This window comes from Pokkaliibacter sp. MBI-7 (genome assembly GCF_029846635.1).
Classification (GTDB): domain Bacteria; phylum Pseudomonadota; class Gammaproteobacteria; order Pseudomonadales; family Balneatricaceae; genus Pokkaliibacter.
In genome coordinates this window covers 3,176,220-3,199,249 of sequence record NZ_JARVTG010000001.1, presented here as the reverse complement: position 1 = coordinate 3,199,249, position 23,030 = coordinate 3,176,220, and the positions used below count along the sequence as shown (strand labels likewise).

Annotated in this window: 22 protein-coding genes; 9 read left to right on the top strand and 13 right to left on the bottom strand. The window is 59.4% G+C overall.

The annotated features are described in order from the left end of the window. Window positions 1-905: 905 nt before the first annotated feature. From QCD60_RS14285 to QCD60_RS14260, 6 genes are read left to right on the top strand one after another with little or no spacing between them, the layout of a single operon-like run. The gene (locus QCD60_RS14285; RefSeq protein WP_279786377.1) at window positions 906-2,150 is read left to right on the top strand and encodes an ABC transporter substrate-binding protein; all 1,245 of its coding nucleotides are present in this window, start codon (window positions 906-908) and stop codon (window positions 2,148-2,150) included. Between the two features lie 35 nt (window positions 2,151-2,185). After that, complete coding sequence (locus QCD60_RS14280; RefSeq protein ID WP_279786376.1) at window positions 2,186-3,157, top strand: sugar ABC transporter permease; 972 nt, start codon at window positions 2,186-2,188, stop codon at window positions 3,155-3,157. Further along, on the top strand, window positions 3,157-3,999 hold the full coding sequence (locus QCD60_RS14275) for a carbohydrate ABC transporter permease (protein WP_279786375.1): 843 nt from the start codon (window positions 3,157-3,159) through the stop codon (window positions 3,997-3,999). The genes QCD60_RS14280 and QCD60_RS14275 overlap by 1 nt, the downstream gene beginning before the upstream one ends. 57 nt (window positions 4,000-4,056) lie before the next feature. Next, window positions 4,057-5,703 carry an alpha glucosidase gene (locus QCD60_RS14270; protein WP_279786374.1) on the top strand — a complete coding sequence of 549 codons (1,647 nt, stop codon included), beginning with the start codon at window positions 4,057-4,059 and terminating at the stop codon, window positions 5,701-5,703. Between the two features lie 56 nt (window positions 5,704-5,759). Further along, on the top strand, window positions 5,760-6,914 hold the full coding sequence (gene ugpC / locus QCD60_RS14265; RefSeq protein ID WP_279786373.1) for a sn-glycerol-3-phosphate ABC transporter ATP-binding protein UgpC: 1,155 nt from the start codon (window positions 5,760-5,762) through the stop codon (window positions 6,912-6,914). Then, window positions 6,911-7,966: a LacI family DNA-binding transcriptional regulator gene (locus QCD60_RS14260; protein ID WP_279786372.1), complete on the top strand. Its 1,056-nt coding sequence runs from the start codon at window positions 6,911-6,913 to the stop codon at window positions 7,964-7,966. Before ugpC ends, QCD60_RS14260 begins: the two co-directional genes overlap by 4 nt. Before the next feature lie 22 nt (window positions 7,967-7,988). On the opposite strand, the gene QCD60_RS14255 is transcribed toward QCD60_RS14260, so the two are convergent. The 3 genes from QCD60_RS14255 to purU form a co-directional block, all read right to left on the bottom strand. Then, complete coding sequence (locus QCD60_RS14255; protein WP_279786371.1) at window positions 7,989-8,795, bottom strand: sterol desaturase family protein; 807 nt, start codon at window positions 8,793-8,795, stop codon at window positions 7,989-7,991. Window positions 8,796-8,836: 41 nt separating this feature from the next. Then, window positions 8,837-9,256 (bottom strand): VOC family protein, encoded by a 420-nt coding sequence (locus QCD60_RS14250; RefSeq protein ID WP_279786369.1) that lies wholly within the window; start codon window positions 9,254-9,256, stop codon window positions 8,837-8,839. 158 nt (window positions 9,257-9,414) lie between these two features. After that, window positions 9,415-10,290, bottom strand: a complete 876-nt coding sequence (gene purU / locus QCD60_RS14245) for a formyltetrahydrofolate deformylase (RefSeq protein WP_279786367.1) — start codon at window positions 10,288-10,290, stop codon at window positions 9,415-9,417. A 275-nt stretch (window positions 10,291-10,565) separates the two neighbouring features. Between purU and QCD60_RS14240 the strand changes: the two genes are divergently transcribed. Beyond that, window positions 10,566-11,183 carry a TetR/AcrR family transcriptional regulator gene (locus QCD60_RS14240; RefSeq protein WP_279786365.1) on the top strand — a complete coding sequence of 206 codons (618 nt, stop codon included), beginning with the start codon at window positions 10,566-10,568 and terminating at the stop codon, window positions 11,181-11,183. A gap of 187 nt (window positions 11,184-11,370) precedes the next feature. Here QCD60_RS14240 and QCD60_RS14235 read toward each other — a convergent pair whose 3' ends face one another. The 9 genes from QCD60_RS14235 to antA form a co-directional block, all read right to left on the bottom strand. Beyond that, the gene (locus QCD60_RS14235) at window positions 11,371-12,231 is read right to left on the bottom strand and encodes an alpha/beta hydrolase (RefSeq protein ID WP_279786363.1); all 861 of its coding nucleotides are present in this window, start codon (window positions 12,229-12,231) and stop codon (window positions 11,371-11,373) included. A gap of 30 nt (window positions 12,232-12,261) precedes the next feature. Next, window positions 12,262-12,963 carry an ABC transporter ATP-binding protein gene (locus QCD60_RS14230; RefSeq protein WP_279786361.1) on the bottom strand — a complete coding sequence of 234 codons (702 nt, stop codon included), beginning with the start codon at window positions 12,961-12,963 and terminating at the stop codon, window positions 12,262-12,264. Beyond that, window positions 12,963-13,730 carry an ABC transporter ATP-binding protein gene (locus QCD60_RS14225; RefSeq protein WP_279786359.1) on the bottom strand — a complete coding sequence of 256 codons (768 nt, stop codon included), beginning with the start codon at window positions 13,728-13,730 and terminating at the stop codon, window positions 12,963-12,965. The genes QCD60_RS14230 and QCD60_RS14225 overlap by 1 nt, the downstream gene beginning before the upstream one ends. Next, complete coding sequence (locus QCD60_RS14220; protein WP_279786358.1) at window positions 13,727-14,779, bottom strand: branched-chain amino acid ABC transporter permease; 1,053 nt, start codon at window positions 14,777-14,779, stop codon at window positions 13,727-13,729. Before QCD60_RS14220 ends, QCD60_RS14225 begins: the two co-directional genes overlap by 4 nt. Beyond that, on the bottom strand, window positions 14,766-15,680 hold the full coding sequence (locus QCD60_RS14215; protein WP_279786356.1) for a branched-chain amino acid ABC transporter permease: 915 nt from the start codon (window positions 15,678-15,680) through the stop codon (window positions 14,766-14,768). Before QCD60_RS14215 ends, QCD60_RS14220 begins: the two co-directional genes overlap by 14 nt. Window positions 15,681-15,822: 142 nt before the next feature. Next, the gene (locus QCD60_RS14210; protein WP_279786354.1) at window positions 15,823-17,052 is read right to left on the bottom strand and encodes an ABC transporter substrate-binding protein; all 1,230 of its coding nucleotides are present in this window, start codon (window positions 17,050-17,052) and stop codon (window positions 15,823-15,825) included. Between the two features lie 439 nt (window positions 17,053-17,491). Further along, the gene (gene antC / locus QCD60_RS14205; RefSeq protein ID WP_279786352.1) at window positions 17,492-18,526 is read right to left on the bottom strand and encodes an anthranilate 1,2-dioxygenase electron transfer component AntC; all 1,035 of its coding nucleotides are present in this window, start codon (window positions 18,524-18,526) and stop codon (window positions 17,492-17,494) included. Window positions 18,527-18,901: 375 nt separating this feature from the next. Continuing rightward, window positions 18,902-19,390, bottom strand: a complete 489-nt coding sequence (gene antB, locus QCD60_RS14200) for an anthranilate 1,2-dioxygenase small subunit (protein ID WP_279786349.1) — start codon at window positions 19,388-19,390, stop codon at window positions 18,902-18,904. Between the two features lies 1 nt (window position 19,391). Continuing rightward, complete coding sequence (gene antA, locus QCD60_RS14195; RefSeq protein ID WP_279786347.1) at window positions 19,392-20,777, bottom strand: anthranilate 1,2-dioxygenase large subunit; 1,386 nt, start codon at window positions 20,775-20,777, stop codon at window positions 19,392-19,394. Window positions 20,778-21,081: 304 nt separating this feature from the next. Between antA and QCD60_RS14190 the strand changes: the two genes are divergently transcribed. Further along, window positions 21,082-21,402, top strand: a complete 321-nt coding sequence (locus QCD60_RS14190; RefSeq protein WP_279786345.1) for a hypothetical protein — start codon at window positions 21,082-21,084, stop codon at window positions 21,400-21,402. Between the two features lie 73 nt (window positions 21,403-21,475). Here QCD60_RS14190 and QCD60_RS14185 read toward each other — a convergent pair whose 3' ends face one another. Further along, window positions 21,476-22,327 carry a DMT family transporter gene (locus QCD60_RS14185; protein ID WP_279786343.1) on the bottom strand — a complete coding sequence of 284 codons (852 nt, stop codon included), beginning with the start codon at window positions 22,325-22,327 and terminating at the stop codon, window positions 21,476-21,478. A gap of 372 nt (window positions 22,328-22,699) precedes the next feature. On the opposite strand from QCD60_RS14185, the gene QCD60_RS14180 reads away from it, so the two are divergent. Next, complete coding sequence (locus QCD60_RS14180; RefSeq protein WP_279786341.1) at window positions 22,700-23,026, top strand: hypothetical protein; 327 nt, start codon at window positions 22,700-22,702, stop codon at window positions 23,024-23,026. Window positions 23,027-23,030: the final 4 nt, after the last annotated feature.

The following is a 23,030-nucleotide window of genomic DNA, read 5'->3' as shown; positions in this document are numbered from 1 at the left end:
AGCTGACCAGCGTATTGGTTAGCCGACGCGAAACGTCAGTCTGGTAAACCGCAGGCAATAGCAGTCCCTGCTAACGGCACAACGCCGTAGCCGTACTTCGGAAAAGACTCAGCCTGAGTGAAAAGGATCAGCGGCTATGACCGCCCTGCATCAGGGCTGCCATCACCGTCAATAGACTGTATCGATATAGACAAAAAGTCAGAGCAAGCCAGCTCAGCGGGCTCCTCCAATGGCTTCAAATAACGATGAATCAACGTCGCAGATAGCCTTAAGCAGGGACAACACATCCGTCCGTCTCCTTAGAATTTATTATTGTTAATCGATTAAGAAGATCAGCAAATATTGCCGCCGCCAAGCATAACGACAGTTCAGTACGAAAAACAATCACTATTTTTGCAGGCAGGATGGCTTAGGGAACGTTAAAACATCTGCTCAGGCACACATATGTAAAATTTAATGATCGTAAGAAAAAATAAATTCAACAAAAATGATGTATGGCTGATGTATATGAACCTGACGCCTGCTCTCACACAGATAAATTTTCTCAAATATCCAACTTAATCATTTAAGAAAATAGATAAACAACAACCCACAGACAGCAGCCATGACGCATTTTTCTTCACCTTGTCGCTAGTCAGCACACTTGCTGAAATGCGCTGTCTAGCGGGCATCCAAGTCGTTACGGGCATCTGCCAACTCCGGACAAAAAGGGCTACAGCACTGACTGCCTAACGCCAAACTTAATCAATACAGAATCATTCTGACCTCCAGACAGAAAGTGACTTGCGCCTGAGGTCAACTCTGTCTAGGATTACTTCGTCGTTCTGAATCGTTACAGAAAACACGACCTACCGGATTCAGGCGTACGCTCCGCATAAGAAATACAACAACGGGTAACCAACACGATGAAAACCAAGTACCTCCCTTTGCTGGGTCTGGTGATGCTCGCCCCTGTGGCGCACAGCGAAACCCTGTCCATCTCCTGCGGCGCCGTGGGTGCCGAGCTGCAACTGTGCAAGGAAGGCGTGGATGCCTGGGCCGCGAAGACCGGCAACACCGTCAAACTGGTCTCGACCCCCAACTCCTCCACCGAACGGTTGTCGCTGTATCAGCAGATCCTGTCAGCAGGCTCGACGGATCTGGATGTGCTGCAGATCGATGTGATCTGGCCCGGCATGCTGGCCAGCCAGCTGCTGGATTTGACCCCTTACATCAAGGATCAGGCCGAATTCTTCCCCAGTATGATCAGCAACGACACCATCAACGGCAAACTGGTGGCCATGCCCTGGTTCACCGATGCCGGGCTGCTGTTCTACCGCAAGGATCTGCTGGAAAAGTACAAGCTGCCGGTCCCCGCCACCTGGAGTGAACTGAGCCAGAGCGCCAAAGTCATTCAGGACGGTGAACGACAGGCGGGCAACAGCCAGATGTGGGGCTACGTGTGGCAGGGCCGGGCCTACGAGGGGCTGACCTGTGACGCACTGGAGTGGGTCTACAGCCATAATGGCGGCACCCTGATCAATGCCAAAGGTGAGGTGGATGTCACCAACCCGGGCGTCATCACTGCACTCAATCAGGCCAAATCCTGGGTCAATACCATCTCTCCCGAGGGCGTACTGAACTACGCCGAAGAGGAAGCGCGCGGCGTCTTCCAGACCGGCAACGCCGCCTTCATGCGTAACTGGCCCTACGCCTGGTCACTGGCACAAGCCAGCGACAGCCCGATAAAGGACAAAGTCGGTGTCGCACCATTGCCCAAAGGTGGGGAAGACGGGAAACATGCGGCTACGCTGGGTGGCTGGCAGCTGGCGGTATCGAAATACAGCCAGCATCCGCAACTGGCCGCTGATCTGGTCAGCTACCTGACCAGCTATGAAGAACAGAAACGCCGGGCCATCAAGGGCACCTACAACCCGACCCGTCCGGCACTGTATCAGGATGCCGAGGTCACCACTGCTGTGCCCTTCTTCAAGGATCTGTACGACGTCTTCGTCAACGGCGTACCGCGCCCCAGCTCCATCAGCGGCGACAAGTACGGTCAGGTCAGCAACGCCTTCTTCAATACCGTGCATGAGGTGCTGGCCGGTTCGCAACCGGCGGACAAGGCCACCAAAGACCTGCAGCACAAACTCAAGCGCCTGTTGCGCTGATCATCCGCTTTGCTATTCGACTGAGGAAAAGCCCCATGTCCACCTCCGCGACCGACAAGCTGCGGACGGCGGCCCCGGCAGCCAGTGCGCCCCCCAAGGGGCGCCTGAGCCGCACGCGGGTGCGTGCCGCCTGGCTGTTTCTGCTGCCGATGCTGGTGGTGCTGTTACTGGTGGCCGGCTGGCCACTGCTGCGCACCATCTGGTTCAGCTTTACCGACGCCAGTTTCAGCACGCTGCATGAGGCGCACTTTATTGGCCTGGAAAACTATCTGAGCTACGACGATGGCGAATGGTACGGCGTACTGGCTGATCCGCAGTGGTGGGGAGCAGTGCGCAATACCCTGTTCTTTACCCTGGTATCAGTGTCGCTGGAGCTGGTGCTGGGCATGGTGTTTGCGCTGGTGCTCAACGCCCAGTTTCCCGGCCGGGCACTGGTACGCGCAGCGGTGCTGATCCCCTGGGCTATCCCGACCATCGTCTCGGCCAAGATGTGGAGCTGGATGCTGCATGACCAGTTCGGCATCCTCAACCACCTGCTGATCAGCCTCGGCATTCTGGATGCGCCACTGGCCTGGACCGCCAACTCCAGTCTGTCGCTGTGGGCAGTGGTGATCGTCGATGTGTGGAAAACCACCCCCTTTATGGCGCTGCTGATTCTCGCCGCGCTGCAGATGCTGCCCTCCGACTGCTACGAGGCCGCCCGTGTCGATGGCATTCATCCGGTCAGAGTGTTCTTCCGCGTCACCCTGCCGCTGATCACACCGGCCCTGCTGGTGGCGGTGACCTTCCGCGTGCTGGATGCACTGCGGGTGTTCGATGTCATCTATGTGCTGACTTCCAACAGCGCCGACACCATGTCGATGTCGGTGTTCGCCCGCCAGCAACTGGTGGAGTTTCAGGAAGTCGGTTACGGCTCCGCTGCCTCCACCCTGCTGTTCCTGTTTATTGCCCTGCTGACCCTGGCCTGGCTCTACCTTGGCCGCAAGCGCCTGCAAGGAGATCTGTGATGAGAGCATTTTCCTGGCCGCGCCTGCTGGGTCGCATCGGCTTTGCGATGCTGGTGCTGTGCATCGTGCTGTTCTGCGTGTTCCCGTTCTACTACGCGGTGCTGACCTCGCTCAAAAGCAGCGGTGAGTTGTTTCAGGTCAGCTACTGGATTGATCATCTTAACGTCAGCAACTACCAGACCATTCTGGGCCGCCCGTCCTTCCTGCGCAGCCTGTTCAACTCGGTACTGGTCTCGACCCTGGTAGTGGCGGTATCGCTGCTGCTCGGTCTGACCGCCGCCTATGCCCTTGGCCGCTTTGACTTCAAAGGTCGGGGCAGCGTACTGACGCTGGTGCTGGGGGTATCGATGTTCCCGCAGGTGGCGGTGCTGTCCGGGCTGTTTGAAGTGATCCGCGGTCTGGGCCTGTACAACAACCCGCTGGGGCTGGTGTTTTCCTACACCCTGTTCACCCTGCCCTTTACCGTCTGGGTGCTGACCACCTTTATGCGCCAGCTACCCAAAGAGCTGGAAGAGGCCGCCATTGTCGACGGTGCCAGCCCCTGGCTGACGCTGACCAGGGTACTGATGCCGCTGCTGTGGCCCGCCATGGTCACCACCGGCATGCTGGCCTTTATTGCCGCCTGGAATGAATTCCTCTTCGCCCTGACCTTCACCCTCACCGACAGCCAGCGCACTGTGCCGGTCGCAATCGCCCTGATCAGTGGCGGCAGCCAGTACGAACTGCCCTGGGGCATCATCATGGCCGCCTCGGTGGTGGTGACGATACCGCTGATCCTGCTGGTGCTGGTGTTCCAGCGGCGCATTGTTTCCGGCCTGACCGCCGGGGCCGTCAAGGGCTGATGCCCGTGCCCCGGTCTGTTGTCTGTCAATGAACCTCTACCGTTACCGAGTACGACCATGACTGATGTATCCAAAACTGCACCCAATCCCGACTGGTGGCGCGGTGCGCTGATCTATCAGATCTACCCCCGCTCCTATCAGGATTCCAACCATGACGGCATCGGCGACCTGCCCGGCATCACCGCCCGTCTGGAATATATCGCCAGCCTCGGTGTCGATGCGGTGTGGCTGTCGCCCATCTTCACCTCACCGATGAAAGACTTCGGCTACGACGTGGCTGACTACACCGACGTAGACCCCATGTTCGGCAGTCTCGATGATTTCCGCGCCATGCTGGACAAGGCCCACGGGCTGGGTCTGAAGGTGATGATCGATCAGGTCATCAGCCATTCTTCCGACCAGCACCCGTGGTTTGCGGAAAGCCGCCAGAGCCGCGACAACGCCAAAGCCGACTGGTACGTGTGGGCCGACGCCAAAGCCGATGGCAGCCCGCCCAACAACTGGCTGTCACTGTTCGGTGGCAGTGCCTGGGCCTGGGACAGCCGTCGTCGCCAGTATTACCTGCACAACTTCCTCGCCAGCCAGCCCGACCTCAACCTGCACAACCCGGAGGTGCAGGCGGCGCTGCTGGGCGCCATCCGCTTCTGGCTGGCGCTGGGCGTGGATGGTTTCCGGCTGGATACCGTCAACTTCTACTTCCACGACCCGCTGCTGCGCGACAACCCGCCGCTGCCTGCTGATCAGCCGAAAAGCCTCGGCGTGAAGGATGACAACCCCTACTCCTTCCAGCGCCATCTGTATGACATCAGCCGCCCGGAAAACCTGGTCTTTCTGCAGCAGCTGCGCACTCTGCTGGATGAATTCCCCGACCGCACCATGGTCGGCGAGATCGGCGATGACTTCCCGCTGCAGCGGATGGCCGAGTACACCAGTGGCGGTGACAAGCTGCACATGGCCTACACCTTTGACCTGCTTAACCAGCCCCATGACCCGACCTATATCCGCACCGTCATTCGCCGTCTGGAAGACGCGGTGGGCGATGGCTGGCCGTGCTGGGCACTGAGCAACCACGATGTGGTGCGCTGTGTCAGCCGCTGGAACGATGATCCGCAGCAAAGCCGTCAGCAGCGTGAAGACTTTGCCGTGGCGGCGATGGCGATGCTGATCAGCATGCGCGGCAGCGTCTGTATCTATCAGGGCGAAGAGCTGGCGCTGCCGGAGGCCGAGGTGCCGTTCGAGCGTCTGCAGGACCCTTACGCCCTGCCGTTCTGGCCACAGTACAAGGGCCGTGATGGCTGCCGTACGCCGATGGTCTGGCGCAATGCCGTGCAGGGTGAGTTCTCCACCGTCGAGCCATGGTTACCCGTGGATGAACGCCATCTGCCACTGGCCGTAGCCGAGCAGGAAGCCCTGACAGGCAGCGTACTGCAGCGGATGCGTCAACTACTGCGCTGGCGCCAGCAACAGCCGGCGCTGATCAAAGGCAGTATCGAGGTGCTCGACCATACCGGCGAGCTGCTGTGCTGGATTCGCCGCTGTGAAGAGCAGTCACTACTGGTGGTGATCAACCTCAGCGACCAGCCACATCGCCAGCCGTTGCCCTGTGCTATCCGGCAGCTGCTGGAAGGCCATGGCCTGCGCGGCGAAATCGACGGTGACGAGATGGTTGTGGCGCCTTATCAGGGGCTGTTCGCCAGCCTCTGACCGCTGCATCCCCAGTAACACAGCAGGAGGCAAGGCCTCCTGCAGGAGACGAGATCATGGCCAGCCTGACTCTGAAAAAAATAAATAAGCACTATGGTGCGGCGCATATCCTGCGGGACGTCAATCTCAGCATTGGCGACGGTGAGTTCGTGGTGTTTGTCGGCCCGTCCGGCTGTGGCAAGTCCACCCTGCTGCGGGTGATTGCCGGGCTGGAGGACATTAACTCCGGCGAGCTCTATATCGACACACAGGAAGTCAGCGCCCTGCCGCCCAAAGAGCGCGGCATCGGCATGGTATTCCAGTCCTACGCCCTGTACCCGCACATGACGGTGTACGACAACATCGCCTTTGGCCTGCAGCTGGCCAAAGCCAGCCGCGAGACTGTCGCCGAACGGGTAGAAAACACCGCCAGAATTCTGCAGCTGGATACCCTGTTGCAGCGCAAACCCCGTGCCCTGTCCGGCGGCCAGCGCCAGCGGGTGGCCATGGGTCGCGCCATCGCCCGTGAGCCACGGGTGATGCTGTTCGATGAGCCGCTGTCGAACCTGGACGCCTCGCTACGGGTACAGATGCGCATGGAAATTGCCAAGCTGCATCGTCGCCTCGGCTCCACCATGATTTATGTCACCCATGATCAGGTAGAAGCCATGACGCTGGCTGACAAGATCGTGGTGCTCAGCGGCGGTCGGGTGGAGCAGGTAGGCACACCCTATGAACTGTACGAACATCCGGCGACGACCTTTGTCGCGGGCTTTATCGGCTCGCCGAAGATGAATCTGATCAGCGGCACAGTGACCCGCGTCACCAAAGACAGCGTCAGCCTGCAGCTGGATCGATTCGGCGACCTAGACTTAAGTCCTATACCCGTTCATGGCCTGGAGAATGGGGCTAGAATAACCCTCGGTATCCGCCCTGAGCATCTGCAACTGGCGGCCCCGACCCATGGCCCGAAGGGCGAAGTGATCAATATCGAGTATCTGGGCAACGAGCGTTTTATCTACGTTGCCTGTCAGGACGATACCGAGCCGCTGCTGATTCGTGACAGTGGCCCGCGCTCCCCACGCCTCGGCGATCAGGTGGGGCTGGTGATTGCGCCGCAACAGTGTCACCTGTTTGACCAGCAGGGACGGAGTTATCCACGGGTGTTGATCCAGCAGCAGGGGCTGCTGGACGAAGCCAATCAACCGGTCCGAACAGCCAACAGCACATGAGTCCACAAACCACAGCGAAGAAACTGACCCTGAAAGACGTGGCCAGAGCCCTCAAGGTCTCCACTGCCACGATTTCCAACGCCTTCAATCGTCCGGATCAGCTCTCCGCTGAGTTGCGCCGGCACATCCTCAGCGAGTGCCAGCGCATGGGCTATCACGGCCCCAACGCCACCGCACGCAGCCTGCGTACCGGACGCTCCGGTATTGTAGGCATCGTGCTGTCGGATAACCTCAGCTACAGCGTCACCGACCCGGTAGCCAGCGAGTTTCTGCACGGCGTGGCGGAAGTGTTCGACGAGCAGCAGACCCACATGCTGCTGCTCTCCAGCGCCCCGCACGGCAGCGGCTATACCCAGCTGCCGGACAGCATGGTCGATGGCTTCATCGTCTACGGCGCGCCGATTCAGAGCACCATTCTTTCCCGCCTGCTACAGCAGCACAAACCCATCGTCACCGTTGATTTCAACTGGCAGGACTTCCCCGCCGTCAATGTCACCAATCAGGAAGGCGCACTCGACAGCGCCCGCCATGCCCTGCGTCAACGCCCCCAACAGGTGGCAGTACTGGGCCTGCGACTGGTGGACACGGACCGGGTCTGCCGGGTCACCCAGGAAGAACTGCTGGATGCCAGCGCCTCGGTATCGATTCAGCGCCTGCGCGGCTATCAGCAGGCACTGGCGGAAGTGGACGTCCCCCTGACCACCGACTGGATCTGGAATATTCCCAGCAACAGCCTGAAGTTTGCCCAGCAGGCCGCGCGTGAAGCACTGATGAGCTTCCCCCGCCCTGACCTGCTGCTGTGTATGAGTGACCGTATTGCCCAGGCCGCGACCCAGTGCGCCCAGCATCTGGGGCTACGGGTGCCGGAGGACGTACGGATTATCGGTTTTGATGATATCCCCGAAGCACAGATCATGAGCCCGAGCCTGACCACAGTGCATCAGCAGAATGTGGAAAAGGGCCGACAGGCAGCCCGTCTGTTTCTGGGCCTGACCGACGACACTCAGGTGGTGATTCCCACCGAACTGGTGATACGGGCAAGCTGCCCCTGAGCCCCCCATTCGCCTTCTGTCTTTACGGACGTCGCCCTGCAGTCGTTTCGTGGTTGGCCCGGAACGGCTGCAGCAACAGCGCTCTCACTCCCAGCACCCGCCGATACTGTGGCAGCCCCAGTGCCATGGCTTCATGGCCGTCTTGCGGCTGCGCACGATAGGTGGCGAACAGCCTGTCCCAGCACGACAGCATAAAGCCGAAGTTGCTGTGGGTTTCCTCGGCATGTACGGAGTGATGCACGCGGTGCATGGCCGGTGTCACCACTAACCAGCGTAAAGGCCGCTCCAGCCTGACCGGCAGGCGGATATTGGCATGATTGAACAGCGCCGCGCTGTTCAGCAGCACCTCAAACCACAACACCACCGCGGGCGATACGCCCAGCAGCATGACCACCAGCACCTTGTAGAGCAGCGACAGCAGAATCTCCAGCGGATGAAAACGCAGCGCCGTGGAAGCATCCAGATCAAGGTCACTGTGATGCACCCGGTGCAGGCGCCACAACCAGCCCAGCCGATGGCTCAGCACATGCTGCCCGTAGATGGCCAGATCCAGCAGGATGATCCCGACCACCGTCAGCAGCGACGCCGGTAATGGCAGTAAAGGCATCAGCCCCCAGCCCTGCTGCCGGGCATAGACCGCCGCCACGATAGCAGCAGCACCGAGAGTAAAGCGCTGCACCAGCACGTCCACCAGCAGCAGGCCGAAATTGGTCAGCAGATGGCGTCCACGCGGTTGCTGCCAGGGCCGCTGTGGTCGCAGACTTTCCCAGCTCAGCAGGAGCAGCAACACCGCCATGAAGATTGTCAGACGCAGCAACGGCTCGCTCATGGTGTCAGGTTCTCTGTGTTCGCAGCAGTGGCCTGCCCTCGTCAGTTCCTGCTGTACATGGGGTGATCTTCATTGAGCTGCAACAGATCCCAGCGGTTACCGTACAGGTCTTCAAACACTGCCACGGTGCCGTAGGGTTGCTGCTGGGGCGGGCGGATAAAGCGGATGCCCAGCGTCTCCATGCGCTGGTAGTCACGCCAGAAATCATCGGACTTGAGGAACAGGAATACCCGGCCACCAGCCTGATTGCCGATAAAGGCCTGCTGTTCTTCATCGGAGGCCCGTGCCAGCAGCAGCGTCACGCCGCTGGAGCCGGGCGGTGACACCACCACCCAGCGCTTGTCCTGTTCGGGCTGATAGCTGTCTTCAATCAGCTCAAAGCCCAGCTTGGTGACGTAGAAATCGATGGCCTCGTCGTAATCCCTGACCACCAGAGCAATGTGCACTATGGCTTGTCGCATTCGCTTACTCTCCTCTTGCATTGCCATTTCCAGCGCCCCGCAGCAGGGGCCAATAGCCAGCTCAAGCCAATATCCAGCAGAAATAAAAAGGGCCACCTGATACTCAGGCAGCCCCTGTTTGATTCAGAACGTATTCACGATCTGCGGCGTGTCGCGACTTAACGGAAAATCACCGTCTTGTTGCCGTCCAGAAACACGCGGTGATCAATATGGTATTTAACCGCCCGCGCCAGTGCCTGGGTCTCGGTTTCACGGCCAATGGCCACCAGATCATCGGGACGGCTGGAGTGATCCACACGCTGCACCACCTGCTCGATGATCGGGCCTTCGTCCAGATCCGCAGTGACGTAATGCGCCGTGGCGCCAATCAGCTTCACCCCGCGCTCGTGGGCCTGATGATAAGGCTTGGCGCCCTTGAAACCGGGCAGAAAGGAATGGTGGATATTGATGGCACGCCCCTGCAGCTGGGCGCACAGGCTGTTGGACAGAATCTGCATGTAGCGCGCCAGCACCACCAGATCGGTACCGGTTTCGTGGACAATCTGCAGCAGCTGCTCTTCCTGACTAGCTTTGTTGTCCTTGGTGATCGGCAGGTAGATAAAGCGGATACCTTCACGCTCCACCATGGGGCGCAGATCCAGATGGTTCGACACCACCGCGGTGACTTCCATAAACAGTTCGCCTTTCTGCAGGCGATAGAGCAGGTCACCCAGACAGTGGTCAAATTTGGAAACCATGATCAGCACCTTGCTGGGCTTATTGCCGTCATAGATGTTCCAGTCCATCTCGAAGCCTTCGGCCACCGCCTGAAAACCGGCACGAATGCTGTCGACGGTATGGTCGACTTCACCCTCGATACGGAACACCGCACGCATGAAGAACTTGCCGTTGTCTTCGTCATCAAACTGCGCCAGTTCACTGATATAGCAACCGCAATTGGCCAGATAAGACGACACGCCAGCAACGATGCCGGAACGGGCAGGACAGGTAGCGGTGAGAATTAAGCGATTGCTTTCCTTGATAACGTTTTTCATGGCGAGGCCTTGTGACATAAAGCGAAGATGCCCGCTTGGGGCACATAACCAGCTGACTACCGACGATGCTGTCCATCACCTGCAACAGGTGCTGCAGCGACAGGCAACCGTGGAGAAGCGGAAGTTATACCCCTTTCAACGCAGCAGGAAAACCGTCTTCCCGGTAAAAAAACCCTTCGCGGCCCAGACCGCAGGCAAAAGCCGCTGTCTGTTATCTCAACCGCTCAGCCCTTACACTTACCCCTTCAGCCAGACCCGCCAGCCAACGGAGAACTATGAGCGAGCCGTCCCGCCCCCTGAGCCGCAGCGAAGAGAAACGCCAGCGTATTCTGGAAACCGCCATGGAGCTGTTTTGCAGCCAGGGCTTCGTCAATACCAGTATGGATGCCATCGCCAGGGAAGCGGACGTCTCCAAGCAGACTATCTACAGCCACTTTGGCAGCAAGGACGACCTGTTTGTCGCCGCTATTCGCGCCAAGTGTCAGCAGGCTAATCTGTCGGAAGACATGTTCAATCAGCAGGAAAGCGTTGAAGTGCAGCTGCAGCGCTTTGCCCGCTCGTTCAGCGAACTGGTGCTGTCAGACGATGCCATACGGGTGCTGCGTACCTGTATCAGCAGCGCCGACCAGCAGCCCCATCTGGGTCATCTGCTGTTCAATGAAGGGCCGCTGAACGTCATCCGGCTGCTGACGCAGTATCTGCAGCTGGTCGCCGGACGTGGTGAACTGGCCATCAGCGATCCCTATGAAGCTGCCGTGCAGCTGCTGATGATGCTGATGGGGGAAGGCCATCTGCGGCGCAAACTGGGCCTGCCCTATGACGCCCAGTCCGCCGCTCATCACGCCTATCTGCGTAACAGCGTGGCACTGTTTCTGCGCGGCTACCGGGCCTGATCGCCACAGCATCACCGCTCTGCCACGGAAAATCGGCTTCATACACGGTGCGGTTCGTACCCCACCGCTCCCTACCGTCACACCGGCATCAGGCACCTGGCAGACGTCCCAAGTAGGGTGTGATGAGCGCAGTGAATCGCACCGGCTTTTGTGCGGTAAATCGCACCGGCAGTCCGTGACGACCCTTTCAACGCTGGTTGTAGAAACCCAGCACATCCCTGACCAACTGACCGCCTTCGGCGAAGAAGTAATCCAGCACGCCAAAGTGATCGACTTCCGGCAACGGCAGGTAATCGGCGTCGATACCACGCTCCAGCAGCACCGTCAGATAATCTTTCGACTGGCGGTGAAACTCACTGCTCTCCAGCGCCCCTACCCGCAGCCGTACCGGTGCCCGGTTCAGCACCGGCAGAAACTGCGGGCTATAGCGCTCGACATCACGACTGGTCAGGTACAGTGACGGCTGCAGCCAGGAATGCGGGAACGGGCGCAGATCAAACAGCCCGCTGATCGCCACGATGCCTTTGACCAGATCGGCAGGCAGGCCATAGTCACCGGCCCAGTCAGTGGCCAGCATCATGGCGCTAAGATGACCACCGGCGGAATGCCCCGATACCGTGATGCGCTCAGGGTCGCCACCAAAGCTGTCCGCCTGCTGGTACACCCAGGCCAGTGCCGCGCGGCACTGGCGGACGATTTCCCCCAGCGCCACCACCGGACACAGGGCATAGTTGACCACCACCACAGTAATGCCATGCCCGACCAGCTGCCGCGCCACCAGCGCATAGTCAGCACTGGACCCCGCGCGCCAGTAGCCGCCATGCAGAAACACATGCACCGGCGCCTGTGGCTGCGCCGCCGGGAAGATATCCAGATATTCCGCCCGGGTGGGGCCGAATCGCTCCGTGCGTGGCAGCCCCAGTGCCACCAGCGTGGCGGCGCTCTGGTCGGCGTAGTGACTCATGATAGCCTGACGGTCCAGACCAATGGTGGGGTCATACTGGGCGTTGATTTCCACCTCGGTGCGGAAGGTACGATACAAACTCATAGGTAGCGTTACTCTCGACGGTACGAAGAATCAGATGCCCAGATAACGGTGCTGCACCTGAGGTTCCTGCTGCAGCTGGGCCGAATTACCCTGCCATACCACCCTGCCCTTCTCCAAGACAAAATGGTGATCGGCAATGCGCAACAGTGCGTCCAGATTTTTATCGATGACCAGAATCGACTGCCCCTGAGATTTGAGGTACGTCAGGCAGGCCCAGATTTCATCGCGGATGATCGGTGCCAGCCCTTCGGTGGCTTCATCCAGAATCAGCAGGCGCGGGTTGATCATCAGCGCCCGGCCAATGGCCAGCATCTGCTGTTCACCGCCGGACAGCTGATTGCCCATATTGAACTGCCGCTCCTGCAGCCGCGGGAACAGTTCATAGACCCGTTGCAGCGTCCACGGTGAGGCATTGCCCTGACGTTGACTGGCCGCCGCCAGCAGGTTCTCGCGGACATTGAGGTTGGGGAAGACCCGGCGCCCCTCCGGCACCAGCCCGATCCCCAGCCGCGCCACCTTATAGGATTCCAGATGCGAGACTTTGCGCCCGTCCAGCGTCACCTCGCCGCGTTTGGGCGAGCGCATGCCCATGATGGAACTGACAGTGGTGGTCTTGCCCATGCCGTTGCGGCCGAGCATGGTCACCACCTGCCCCTCTTCCACCTGCAGATCCACACCGAACAGCGCCTGACTGCTGCCGTAGTAGGTTTCGATCCCTTTGACTTGCAGCATCAGGCCGCCTCCTCGCCCAGATAGGCTTCACGTACCCGTTGATCGTTGCGGATTTCCGCCGCCGTGCCAGTCACCAGCGGCTTGCCGTAGACCAGCACCGTCAGGCGGTCGGACAGCGAGAACACCGCATCCATATCGTGTTCCACCAGCAGGATGCTGTGCTCGCCCTTCAGTGCCTGCAGCAACTCCACCATTTGCCCCGATTCCTCCGGGCTCATGCCGGCCATCGGCTCATCCAGCAGCAGCATGCTGGGCTCCGCCGCCAGCGTCATGGCGATTTCCAGCTGACGCTTCTCGCCATGGGCCAGATTACCGGCCAGCACCGCGGCACGATGGCCCAGCCTGACTCGCTCCAGACAGTGCATGGCCGGATCACGCAGACGCCGGTCGGTCGCCGCCGGCCGCCAGAAACGGAAGCTGTGGCCCTGCAGCGCCTGTACTGCCAGCGCCACGTTATCGGCCACTGTCATTTCTTCAAAGATCGAGGTGATCTGGTACGAGCGCACCAGCCCCCGATGGGCACGCTGATGGATGGGCATGCGGGTAATATCTTCACCGTTGAAGTGCAGCTGTCCCTTGTCGGAGAAGATTTCCCCCGACAGCTGCTTGATCAGCGTGGTCTTACCTGCCCCGTTGGGGCCGATCAGCGCATGCAGCTCACCTTTGGCGACACAGAGGTCAGCATGGTCCGTGGCCACCAGCTGGCCATAACGCTTGACCAGTCCGCGCGCTTCCAGCGCCCATACCGGCGTATCGGTCGTGCTCATGGCTGCTCCTTACGAATCAGATAGCCGTAGATGCCGCCTTTGGCAAACAGCACCACCAGCACCAGGAAGGGACCGAAAAACAGCATCCAGTGTTCGGTAATACCGGACAGCACATCCTCCACCAGCAGGAATACAAAGGCTCCCCACAAAGGCCCGAGCAGAGTGCCGAGACCGCCCAGCAACACCATCACCATCAGTTCACCGGACATTTTCCAGTGCAACAGGTTGGGGCTGACGTATTCCATCTGGTTGCCAATCAGCGCCCCGGCCAGCCCGGCACCGGCACCGGCCAGAGCAAAGGCCATCAACCGGTAGCGATAGGTGGGGAAGCCCATGGCCTGCATGCGCTGCTCGTTCTGCTTGCAGCCACGCAGCACCATGCCGAACCGTGCCGCAATCAGGCGCTGCACCAGCAGATAGATCAGCAGCAGACAGCCGAAGCAGACGTAATAGAAAGTCAGGTCGTTATCCAGATCAAAGCCCAGCAGGGTATTGCGGCTCATCAGGTTCATGCCGTCGTCCCCGCCGTACTGATCCAGCGAAACAAAGATGAAGTAGATCATCTGCGCAAAGGCCAGGGTCAGCATCAGGAAGTACACCCCGCTGGTACGCAGGCTGATGGCACCGATCAGCAGCGCTGCCAGCGCTGACAGCAGGATCGCCACGGGCCACACGACGATGGCATCGTTACTGGCTGCCAGCTCGAACGGCCATTCCATCAGTGCCGTACCGTACATGAAATTCTGCGCGGTGATGCCTACCACGTAGGCACCGATACCGAAGAAGGCGGCATGACCAAGGCTGAGCATGCCACCGTAGCCAAGAATCAGATTGAGGCTGATGGCGGCAATGCCGTAGATCATGCAGCGGCTGACCAGCGTCAGCAGGAAGGTGTTGTCCAGCACGCTGAGCAGCAGCGGCAGGCTCAGCAGCAGGGCAAAGGTCAGCCATGTCAGCTGACGTGACAGCGGCCAGCGCCGCTCAGCACGGGCGGGAGCCGACGCACCCGGCAGCGGTGCCGCAAGTGTTGTCGTTTTAGTGGTTTGCATTAAACAGCCCTCTTGGCCGGAAGATCAGTACCACCGCCATCAGCAGATAAATCAGGATCGACGACAGTGTGGCACCCATGCTGTCGGCAGCACCGCCAGACAGCGCCATGCGCATCAGTTCAGGCATAAAAGCCCGGCCCAGGGTGTCCACCACCCCGACCAGCACCGCTCCGGCCAGCGCCCCCTTGATGGAGCCGATGCCACCGATGACGATCACCACAAAGGTCAGAATGAGGATGCTTTCACCCATGCCGCTTTCCACCGACAGAATCGGCCCAGCCATCACTCCTGCCAGCGCAGCCAGCAGTGCCCCCAGCCCAAACACCAGCGAATACAGCAGTTTGATGTTGACGCCGAGGGCAGCAATCATCTCGCGATCGGAGGAACCGGCACGGATCGCCATGCCCAGACGGGTGCGGTTGATCAGCAGATAGAGGAACACCGCCACGACGATACCGACGCCAATCACACCAATACGGAACAGCGGATAATTCAGCCCCGGCAGCAACTCCACCGAGCCGGACAGCGCGGCGGGAATATCGAAGAACAGCGGGGTCTTACCCCAGATCACCTGCACTGCTTCGTTGCAGAACAGGATGATGCCGAAGGTGGCGAGAATCTGTTCGAGGTGATCACGCTTGTACAGCACGCGGAATATCAGCATTTCCACGGCAATACCGAGAATCGCCGTGGCCAGCAGTGCGCCCAGCAGGCCCAGTACAAAGCTGCCACTGCTGGCGACAATGGCCGCCGCCACGAAGGCACCGATCATATAAAAGGAACCGTGGGCCAGATTGACCAGGTTCATGATACCGAACACCAGTGTCAGCCCGGACGCCATCAAAAACAGCATGACGCCGAACTGCAGGCCGTTCAGCAGTTGTTCGAGAAACAAAATCATAATGCTCCGTCTCCACCCTGCGACGACAGCTCCTGACCCATTCAACCCGTCAGGCGCTGCCGGCAGCGGACGTGGTTACCGCCCGCTGCACTACGTTCAGAACAGGCTGCGGACCGGCGTACAGCCGGTCGCAGACAGGTTCTCAGATCTTGCATTCGCCGACGTAGGCATCCTGATGCTGCTCAAACACCTTGCTGACGGTCTTGTTGGCATAGCTGCCATCGTCCAGCTTGATGACCTGACGCACGTAGATGTCCTGAATCGGATGGTGGTTGGTATTGAAACGGAAGCTGCCCCGCACCGAACTGAAGTCAGCGGCCATCAGCGCCTTGCGCACCGCATCCTTGTCATCCAGCTTGCCATCGACCTGCTTCAGCGCACTGCCGATCAGGTTGGCCGCATCGTAGGCCTGAGCCGCATAAAGGGTCGGGTAACGGCCATAGGCGGTGTGGAATGCCTGCACAAACTCGGCATTGCCCGCCGCGGGCAGATCGTCATTCCATTCGGAACTGTTCATCACACCTTCGGCGGCCGCACCGACCGCGCCCAGCAGACGGCGGTCAAAGGAGAAGCCGGGGCCAAAGATCTTCACTTCGCTCTTCATGCCAGCCTGATCGTACTGCTTGAGGAAGTTGACTCCGAGTCCGCCGGGCAGGAAGTAGAACACCGCATCGGGCTTGTCAGCACGAATCTGCGAAATCAGCGCAGCATAGTCAGACTGGTCCAGCTTGGTGTAGACCTCCTGCTTGATCTCGCCCTTGTAGAACCGCTTGAAGCCGGTCAGCGCATCCTTACCTGCCGGATAGTTGGGCGCGATCAGGAATACGCTTTTGTAGCCCTGCTGGGTCAGGTATTCGCCCATGGCTTCGTGCATGTTGTCGTTCTGATAGGCGACGTTGAAATAGTTGGGGTTACACATCTTGCCCGCGAAAGGTGCCGGGGCCGCGTTGGCACCGACGAAGAACAGGCCGTCCTTGAGCACGCTCGGCACCACGGCCATGGCCACGTTGGAGAACATGATGCCGGTCATCATGTCGACCTTGTCGCTCTTGATCATGCGCTCGGCAATCTGCTTACCCTTCTGCGGATCACCGGCATCGTCATCCACCAGCAGCTCCACCGGTATTCCACCGAGGCTGCCCTTGCCCTGCTCGACGGCCAGCTTGAAGCCATCACGCATGTCTTCACCCAGATAACCGCCCTTGGTCGACAGGGTGGTGATCATTCCCAGCTTGACGGGTTCAGCCGCCACGGCGGTACTCAGCAGGCTGCTGCCTGCCATTAGCAGTGCGGCACTACAGAGGCCTGGCAACAGGCGCTGAGATACGGTGGAAAAACGCGAAGGATTGGATACATAGGACTGTTTTGGCATTCAAATCACCCTGGCTCTTTGCAATCAAGATCTCGCTATCTGCCCCGCTGCACTCAGGCCTACGGTGACAGACAACAGCGCTCTGCCGACAGCTCGCACAGGCGGCGCCGGTCGTTGTGTTGAAACTCAATTGTGACTACTGCGGGTACTGCATACTGCTCAGTTGCGGGTACTGCGTGGTGCGAATGTGAAGCCTGCTTGTGCACGGGCATGATCACCGGCCTTCTCCCCACAAGCCGGGTAGAGGCGGTCTGTTGTGTCAGGCAGCGGCCTGCTGGATGTCCATTTGTAACCCAGCTAATGCACTGTGGCTATCCTGAAATTGCACTTTTGCTATCCGTTTTATTGCGCAGTGCGTGCACTTTTTATTCGCACCCGGCGAGGACAATGGACAGCCATCGCCGGGTGCTTCCGTAAACATTCAGTAGTGAAAACCTGCTCAGTCCTTGCTGTTGCTTTCGACAAATTTCTCGAAGTACAGCTGGCCGCCTGTGATCTCCTGCTGGCTCAGCCACTGGCGTACCGCTTCCACCATCGGTGGCGGGCCGCACATGTACATGTCGAACGGTTGCCCCTGCAGCAGCGACACATCCAGATGGTCAGGGATGACGCCGCATTTGCCCTGCCACGTCTCCGCCGGTTTCATCACCACCGCATGCCAGCTGAAGCCGGGGATACGCGTCACATACCTCTGCAGCCGCTCCAGTTCACACAGGTCAGCCTCGGTGGTGACACCGTAATACAGCGTCACCGGCTGGCCACAGCCGCCCTGTTCGGCCAGTTCATCGAGCATGCCGAGAAAGGCCGACAAGCCGGTGCCTCCCGCCAGCATGTACAGGGGTTTGCTGACATGGCGGCGATAGAAAGCGCCGAACGGGGCTTCCAGTGTCAGCTGCTGACCGGGCTGGCAACGATGGCGAATGTAGTCGCTCATGGCGCCGCCTGGCAGCAGGCGGATCAGAAACTGCAGCTGATTGCGGTCATTGGGACAGGTGGCAAAGGAATAGGAGCGCCATACCTCCCCTTCCAGATCAGGAATACGGATACGGGCATACTGACCGGGCAGATAATCCAGCCTACTGCTGGCGCTGGCATCCAGATGCAGAATGGCGGTCGTCGGTGACACCTGCTGCACCGAGGTCACCGTGGCCTGCAGGGTCTGGGTGCCTTCCTGACTGCACAGGCTGGAGTCAAAGTCGTAGTAGAACGACGCCGCCGAGTGCACCCGGGTCTGACAGGTCAGAATGGCACGCTCGGCCAGTTCCTGTTCGGTCAGGGCCTCTTCATCCACATAGTCCTGCTCATAACGGCCCGATTCACAGCGGCCCTTGCAGGTGCCGCATACCCCTTCACGGCAATCCAGCGGAATGGTGATGCCATTGCGCAAAGCCGCATCCAGCAGCAGCTCATTGTGCTTGGCCTTGAAGAACAGGGTTTTGCCGTCGGCAAAACTGAACGCCACGTTATGTTGCATAGGACTGTCTCTGTGCTGCGCCACGCCGGGCTGAACGCCCGGGTGGATTGATCTTGTTGGAGTAGATGAAGCATCGTGCCGCCCGTCTGGTGGGCGACCCGGTGCGGCTCGTGCCTCACCGCCACCCTACCTCCTGCACTATCGCCTGAGGTGGGGCACTGCGGGCGAACGCAGTGACTGCCTCGCGGGGCGCCCCGGTGCGGTTCGTACCTCTCCGCCACCCTACCTCCTGCACTATCGCCTGAGGTGGGGCACTGCGGGCGAACGCAGTGACTGCCTCGCGGACGCCCCGGTGCGGTTCGTACCTCACCGCCACCCTACCCCCTGCGCTAATGCCGGAGGTGGAAAACGGCAGGTGAACGCCGTGACCGCGTACTACAGGTGATAAAAGTCCAGCACGGAATTGATCACGTCATTGAACAGCACCACGTGCTTGCGGCGGATCTTCCAGCTGTCACCGGCGGGTACCAGGGTGTAAGTCACCTGACCGTAGAACTGCTCCGACAGGCCCAGACGGGTATACAGCGTGTGCCAGCCTGCCTTCACTTCCAGCTGTCCGTCGCCCTCTTCGCTGATGCGCACATTGCTGACCTGATGCAGGGTACGTGGCAGCGGGTTGGACGCCGCTGACTTGCCGGTACGCAGGCGGAATACCCTGTCTTCCAGCCCTGAACGGTTGCTGTAATAGATCAGCGACATGCCACGCCTGGGATCGGTGGTGTACTCGTATTCCGAATCCCACTGCGGGACATGAAATTCGCTGTCTTCGGTAAACAGCTCCAGATAGGCGTCCCAGTCACGGGCGTCGCACAGTGCGGCCTTGTGGTAGAGAAACTGTTCAATATCGTGCTGCAACTGACTCATTTCACACCTCCTTCAGGCTCAGTGACTTGCGCTCCAGACCTTTCAGCAGCAGTTGCTGCCAGGCGCCGTGCTGGTTGACGTACAGACCCTCGTGGGTGAATTCGGTACCGGTAATGGTGGGCTGAATCCCCAGCACATCGGAGTTGAAGGTCGGGCCATACTGCCAGCGGTCATTGCCACGGCTGATGTCGTTCCAACGCTCCAGACGTGCCTGAAAACCACGCTGGGCCTCGCGGAACTCCACCAGATCATCGGGGGTACCGAGACCGGATACATTGAAGAAATCCTCGAACTGACGGATGCGGCTTTCGCGATCCTTGTCCGACTCGCCCTTGACGCCGATGCACTGGCTGATGATTTCGGTCTTGTTCCACGCCACCGGGCGGACAATACGCAGCTGCGAGCTGATCTGATCCATAAAGAACAGGCTGGGATAGATATTGAGGTTACGCAGGCGGTGCATCATCCACTCCGCCTTCTGCTGGCCATATTCCTCCACCAGACGCGGCATCACCGTGGCATAACCGGGGCGCACAGCCGGGTTGGGCATATCGCTGAACAGCACGGTGTGGCCATTGCGGAAGCCAAACCAGCCATCGTCGGTTTCGCTGTCACCGGCGCCCAGCTTGGAGTAGTCGAGGGTGCTGCTGGCTCCGCCCTTCTCGGCATTGACCTGCTGACGGTGCTGCACGGTGGCCACGTAGTTGTAGTGCACGGTACTGACGTGATAACCGTCGAGGCCGTTCTCGTTCTGCAGTTTCCAGTTGCCATCGAAGGTATAGGTAGACTTGCCGGGCAGTACTTCCAGCTCACCGGTGGGCGACTGCGCCACCATCATGTCGAAGAAGATGCGGGCATCGCCCAGATAGTCTTCGAGGCTGTCGCTGCCTTCGGTATCCAGACTGATAAAGACAAAGCCCTTGTAGGAGGCGATACGGCCTTTTTTCAGACCACGGGTGGCCTTGTCGAAACCGTCAGGGTATTCGCCCGGCGCCTTGACCTTCACCAGCCGGCCATCGCTCTTGTAGCACCAGGCATGGAACGGACAGGTAAAGGTCGACTGGTTACCACGCCCCATGCGGGTCAGGGTGGTGCCACGATGCTGGCAGGCGTTGACCAGCGCGTGCAGCTCGCCACTGCCATCACGGGTGATGATCATCGGCTGACGCCCGGCACGCATGGTCAGGTAATCGTTGGGGTTGGGAATCTCGCTTTCGTGGCAGGCATAGATCCAGGTCTTCTCGAAGATGAGTTCCATCTCCAGATCAAACAGCTCAGGCTCGGTAAACATGTCACGAGCAATGCGGTAAATCCCTTCAGCGGGGCGGAAATCGAGGCAGCCCTGAATATAGTCCTGCCACTGTGGGACAGATTTGGAAGTCGTCATCGGTCATCCCCTTGCAGAGTCGTTGGACGAAGCAGATGACACTGATTAGACGAGGTTCTGTGCGGAGGGACTATCCGCTTAGTGGACGAAGGCTATCCGGAAAGTTGGGGAAGTGATGCGGGCGGCTAACGCGTGGCCAGCAGTGATCGTCGCAGGCAGCGCAACCGGAAACGGCGCTGGCCAGCATTTTTGTGCCAGCCGCGCGCAAAGTTGCCGGGGTAGACCATACTTTCACCGACAGTGAGCAGCAGGCCTGCTCACCACCTCCGGAATTTATCGTTACCGTCAGTGCTGGATACCCAAAATGACAACACATATCCGCTTTCTGTTCGTCGTTATCCTTGCGTCCACCCTGCTCGGTGGCTGTGCCGTTCAGGTTGGTAAACAGCCCAGTGACACCCCACCCAGACTGATAACTGACCCCAAAGACGGCACCAGCCAGATCTGGGACCGGCCAACGGCCTTTGGCCCCGTGCCCGCAGAGCTGATGATGGATGCCAAAGCAGAATGTGCCACGCTGAACACCGATAAAGTGCACTACAAAGCTATCGGCTATCATCCACATGCCATGGATGCCAAAGGTCAGGAGTTCCCCGGCGGCGGCTATTTCTGTGTGCGTAAATAACCACAGTGGCTGCATCAAGCGGGCATGACAGACAGAACAAACCGGGCAGTGTGCTGCCCGGTTTGTCAGTCCATCAGGCGCGATAGACCAGCATCACGCCCAGCAGAATGGCGACCATCCCCGCCATCGCACTCCAGGGCAGCAGATTACCGAGGAAGATAAAGTCCATCAGTGTTGTCACCACCGGCACCAGATAGAACAGGCTGGTGACATTGACCAGATTGCCCCGCCGGATCAGCCGGTACAGCAACAGCTGAGCGCAGACGGAAATCACCAGCCCCAGCCAGATCCAGGGGATCACAAATCCCCAGTCCCATTGCAGCGTTAACGGCTGCAGGGGGCTGATCAGCAGGCACAGCAGCAGGCTCAGGCCATACTGCAGCGGCAGCACCTGCAGGGGTGACTGACTGATCCCTTTCTGCAGAATGGCACCGGCCGTCATGCTCAGCAGCGCACCCAGCGCAAACAGGATCCCCGCCAGTGAGAAATGAGCCTGTGTGATGCTTTGCCAGACCACCAGCACCAGCCCGGCAATGGCCAGCAGCAGCCCGAGCAGACGCACTGGCTGGAAGCGACGCTCCAGCAAGGCCAGCGTCAGCACCGGCTGGGCACCCAGCACCGTGGCCAGCACGCCGGGGGTGATCCCCTGATCCAGCGCCAGAAAATAGCAGACCGAATAACTGCCAATCAGCAGTGCTCCGGCCATCGCCACCCGCCGGCAGGTTCCCGGCTGTGGTCGCCACTGCCGCACACGCCAGCCCAGCAGCAACAGCACTGCGGCCGCCAGTACAAAACGCAGCATCAGAAAGGCAAAGGGTGAGGCGTAATGCAGCCCCCACTTGGAGAAAATCGCCCCACTGCTCCACAGCAGCACAAATAACGTCGTCGAGCCAAGGGCGGCCCAGTTGATGGAACGCAAAGACATGATGTATCGCCTGTAAGAATAGCCGTACAGATCTCCAGCCAGCGGACGCACGCAGCTAACGCGAACGTTCAGCCGTCACGCGGTTTGAAGAGAACCAGTAAAAACAGAGGCTTAGTGGACTACTACGATCAACACAGGAGGAGCCACACTATGAGGTGCGCCGGGGGGCGGCGCGACAGACGACACAACAGAGTCACGGCTAACAGGCAGGGTCACGCCAGCAGGCTGAGCAGCGCAGGCGGCTTTCGCAATAAGGCGTGAGTGGCTGAACATGGTATGGGCTCTGTTGGATGAGAGGTGACGGGTAATGTAGATGAGATAACGCGCTTATGCAAAACTGAATTGGCCGCTGCACAGAACAGGGAGTCCATTTTGACCAGTGATACTCGCTCCAATCTGGAAACGGATCTGAAAACCTTCATCCATGATCTCTTCATAGACAAAGATTTCCGCCCCTGGCTGCTCGAACTGCCACAGAAAAGGCCCAGCCACTGGTACTCACTGATCGCAGATCTGGACCGCTCAGGCTGCCCGGTCAGTACACTGCAACAGCTAGGGGAGGAGGTGTACAAACCGCTGGTCTATCAATGCATCAAATCGCCCGCTTTCAGCGGTAATGGTCAGTATTTGGTGCTGTTTCATCTGTCAGACAGCATGTATAGCCAGATCGTATTCATGACACCGGCGCCCTCGGCATGATGAC

What these genes read in the sequence shown, in the direction of transcription:
- QCD60_RS14260 (WP_279786372.1), top strand. Translation starts at nt 6,911, where the DNA reads ATGAGTCCACAAACCACAGCGAAGAAACTGACCCTGAAAGACGTGGCC.
- QCD60_RS14215 (WP_279786356.1), bottom strand. Translation starts at nt 15,680, where the DNA reads ATGATTTTGTTTCTCGAACAACTGCTGAACGGCCTGCAGTTCGGCGTC.
- QCD60_RS14280 (WP_279786376.1), top strand. Translation starts at nt 2,186, where the DNA reads ATGTCCACCTCCGCGACCGACAAGCTGCGGACGGCGGCCCCGGCAGCC.
- purU (WP_279786367.1), bottom strand. Translation starts at nt 10,290, where the DNA reads ATGAAAAACGTTATCAAGGAAAGCAATCGCTTAATTCTCACCGCTACC.
- antA (WP_279786347.1), bottom strand. Translation starts at nt 20,777, where the DNA reads ATGACGACTTCCAAATCTGTCCCACAGTGGCAGGACTATATTCAGGGC.
- QCD60_RS14210 (WP_279786354.1), bottom strand. Translation starts at nt 17,052, where the DNA reads ATGCCAAAACAGTCCTATGTATCCAATCCTTCGCGTTTTTCCACCGTA.
- QCD60_RS14225 (WP_279786359.1), bottom strand. Translation starts at nt 13,730, where the DNA reads ATGAGCACGACCGATACGCCGGTATGGGCGCTGGAAGCGCGCGGACTG.
- QCD60_RS14185 (WP_279786343.1), bottom strand. Translation starts at nt 22,327, where the DNA reads ATGTCTTTGCGTTCCATCAACTGGGCCGCCCTTGGCTCGACGACGTTA.
- QCD60_RS14275 (WP_279786375.1), top strand. Translation starts at nt 3,157, where the DNA reads ATGAGAGCATTTTCCTGGCCGCGCCTGCTGGGTCGCATCGGCTTTGCG.
- QCD60_RS14270 (WP_279786374.1), top strand. Translation starts at nt 4,057, where the DNA reads ATGACTGATGTATCCAAAACTGCACCCAATCCCGACTGGTGGCGCGGT.
- QCD60_RS14240 (WP_279786365.1), top strand. Translation starts at nt 10,566, where the DNA reads ATGAGCGAGCCGTCCCGCCCCCTGAGCCGCAGCGAAGAGAAACGCCAG.
- QCD60_RS14285 (WP_279786377.1), top strand. Translation starts at nt 906, where the DNA reads ATGAAAACCAAGTACCTCCCTTTGCTGGGTCTGGTGATGCTCGCCCCT.
- antB (WP_279786349.1), bottom strand. Translation starts at nt 19,390, where the DNA reads ATGAGTCAGTTGCAGCACGATATTGAACAGTTTCTCTACCACAAGGCC.
- QCD60_RS14230 (WP_279786361.1), bottom strand. Translation starts at nt 12,963, where the DNA reads ATGCTGCAAGTCAAAGGGATCGAAACCTACTACGGCAGCAGTCAGGCG.
- antC (WP_279786352.1), bottom strand. Translation starts at nt 18,526, where the DNA reads ATGCAACATAACGTGGCGTTCAGTTTTGCCGACGGCAAAACCCTGTTC.
- QCD60_RS14235 (WP_279786363.1), bottom strand. Translation starts at nt 12,231, where the DNA reads ATGAGTTTGTATCGTACCTTCCGCACCGAGGTGGAAATCAACGCCCAG.
- QCD60_RS14250 (WP_279786369.1), bottom strand. Translation starts at nt 9,256, where the DNA reads ATGCGACAAGCCATAGTGCACATTGCTCTGGTGGTCAGGGATTACGAC.
- QCD60_RS14190 (WP_279786345.1), top strand. Translation starts at nt 21,082, where the DNA reads ATGACAACACATATCCGCTTTCTGTTCGTCGTTATCCTTGCGTCCACC.
- QCD60_RS14220 (WP_279786358.1), bottom strand. Translation starts at nt 14,779, where the DNA reads ATGCAAACCACTAAAACGACAACACTTGCGGCACCGCTGCCGGGTGCG.
- QCD60_RS14255 (WP_279786371.1), bottom strand. Translation starts at nt 8,795, where the DNA reads ATGAGCGAGCCGTTGCTGCGTCTGACAATCTTCATGGCGGTGTTGCTG.
- ugpC (WP_279786373.1), top strand. Translation starts at nt 5,760, where the DNA reads ATGGCCAGCCTGACTCTGAAAAAAATAAATAAGCACTATGGTGCGGCG.